Genomic DNA, 2,594 nt, shown 5'->3' with positions numbered 1-2,594 from the left:
AACTGGAACAGTTTTGGAAAAGCTGACCGGAGAGGGTGAAAGTCCCGTACAGGAAGTAGAGTGCACATGACGCGTATCCTGAGTAGGGCGGGGCCGGAGAAACCCTGTCTGAATTTGCGGGCACCATCCCGTAAGGCTAAATACTCCTGAGAGACCGATAGTGAACCAGTACCGTGAGGGAAAGGTGAAAAGAACCGCGAGAAGCGGAGTGAAAAGACCCTGCAACCGTGCGCCTACAAGCGGTCGGAGCTGACCCCTCGGGGTTTAGTGACGGCGTGCCTTTTGCATAATGAGCCTACGAGTTACTCCTCTCTACCGAGTTTAAGGTGTTTTGAAGCACCGGAGGCGTAGCGAAAGCGAGTCTGAATAGGGCGAATAGAGGTAGAGGGGGTAGACGCGAAACCTGGTGATCTACCCATGGGCAGGTTGAAGTTCCGATAGTCTCGGAATGGAGGACCGAACCGGTAAACGTTGAAAAGTTTTCGGATGACCTGTGGGTAGGGGTGAAAGGCCAATCAAACCAGGAGATAGCTCGTACTCCCCGAAATGCATTTAGGTGCAGCGTCGTGGAATGTGTGCCGGAGGTAGAGCTACCAATAGGGCTAGGGGGCTTCACCGCCTACCAACCCCTGATGAACTCCGAATGCCGGCATAACAGTAGCGGCAGTGAGGCTACGGGTGCTAAGGTCCGTGGCCAAGAGGGGAACAACCCAGACCATCAGCTAAGGTCCCCAAATTCGGGCTGAGTTGAATGGAACGAGGTGGGGATGCTAAGACAGCTAGGATGTTGGCTTGGAAGCAGCCATTCATTTAAAGAGTGCGTAACAGCTCACTAGTCGAGCGTTCCTGCGCGGAAAATACTCGGGCATAAGCCCGGTACCGAAGCTATGGATTTGAACCACTTAGGTGGTATCATCTGGTAGGGGAGCATTGTAGTACAGCACTGAAGGTCGGGGGTGACTCCGGCTGGAGCGGCTACAAAAGCAAATGTAGGCATGAGTAACGATAAAAGGGGTGAGAAACCCCTTCGCCGTAAGACTAAGGTTTCCGTATTCGATGTTAATCAGAATCGGGTTAGTCGGGTCCTAAGGTATAGCCGCTAGGCGAAGCCGATGGCAAACGGGTTAATATTCCCGTACCCGCTCACACTGAAAGCGACGGAGTAGTGTAGGTAGTGCGTGCTGACGGAATAGCACGTTGAAGGATCAGTAAAATGTTCCGATAGTACAGTTCTGACTTCGGTCAGGAGTGATAATCTACCGAAGCGACTTCCAAGAAATAGCGAGTGAAGCGGCCCGTACCGTAAACCGACACAGGTAGTCGAGGAGAGTATCCTAAGGCGCTCGAGTGATTCATGGCTAAGGAACTAGGCAAATTAGACGCGTAACTTCGGGAGAAGCGTCGCCCGTGGGTAAGACCACGGGCCGCAGTGAAGAGGCCCAGGCGACTGTTTAGCAAAAACACAGGACTCTGCTAAATCGCAAGATGAAGTATAGGGTCTGACACCTGCCCGGTGCTGGAAGGTTAAGGAAGGGGCTTATCACTTCGGTGAAAAGGTCTTAACTGAAGCCCCAGTAAACGGCGGCCGTAACTATAACGGTCCTAAGGTAGCGAAATTCCTTGTCGGGTAAGTTCCGACCTGCACGAATGGTGTAACGATCTGGGCACTGTCTCGGCCATGAGCTCGGTGAAATTGAAGTATCGGTGAAGATGCCGATTACCCGCAATGGGACGAAAAGACCCCGTGAACCTTTACTACAGCTTCACATTGCGTTAGGGTATAAGATGTGTAGGATAGGTGGGAGACTACGAAGCCGCGGCGCCAGCCGTGGTGGAGTCGTCCTTGAAATACCACCCTTCTTATACTTTGACGCTAACTCCTGCGAAACAGGAGGACCGTGTGTGGTGGGTAGTTTGACTGGGGTGGTCGCCTCCTAAAGTGTAACGGAGGCTCGCAAAGGTACCCTCAGCTTGGTTGGTAATCAAGCGAAGAGCGTATAAGTATAAGGGTGCTTGACTGAGAGAGCGACAGCTCGAACAGGTGCGAAAGCAGGCTTAAGTGATCCGGTGGTTCCGCATGGAAGGGCCATCGCTCAAAGGATAAAAGGTACTCCGGGGATAACAGGCTGATCTCCCCCAAGAGCTCACATCGACGGGGAGGTTTGGCACCTCGATGTCGGCTCGTCACATCCTGGGGCTGAAGAAGGTCCCAAGGGTTGGGCTGTTCGCCCATTAAAGTGGCACGCGAGCTGGGTTCAGAACGTCGCAAGACAGTTCGGTCTCTATCTATTGCGGGCGTAGGAATATTGAGGAGATCTGTTTCCAGTACGAGAGGACCGGAATGGACGTACCGCTAGTGTACCGGTTGTGGCGCCAGCTGCAGTGCCGGGTAGCTATGTACGGCAGGGATAAGCGCTGAAAGCATCTAAGCGCGAAGCCCACTTCAAGATGAGTATTCCCATCCCGATTTAATCGGGAGGAGGGTCGCAGCAGATGACTGCGTTGATAGGTTGTAGGTGGAAGTGCGGTAACGTATGGAGCCGAGCAATACTAATCGCCCGACAGCTTCCTTTATTTTTTCTTTGGAATGAGTT

General features: G+C 52.9%; 1 rRNA gene. It reads left to right on the top strand.

The features are described 5' to 3' along the window. Positions 1 to 2,575: ribosomal RNA gene (locus tag MJQ68_RS17870) — 23S ribosomal RNA — on the top strand; the annotation flags it as partial. Positions 2,576 to 2,594 lie beyond the last annotated feature (19 nt).

Origin of the sequence: Neolewinella maritima (genome assembly GCF_923081025.1) — a bacterium.
GTDB classification, from domain to species: Bacteria; Bacteroidota; Bacteroidia; order Chitinophagales; family Saprospiraceae; genus Neolewinella; species Neolewinella maritima.
Note: the sequence above shows the minus strand (reverse complement) of the source record. Positions and strands in the feature narration are given on the sequence as shown.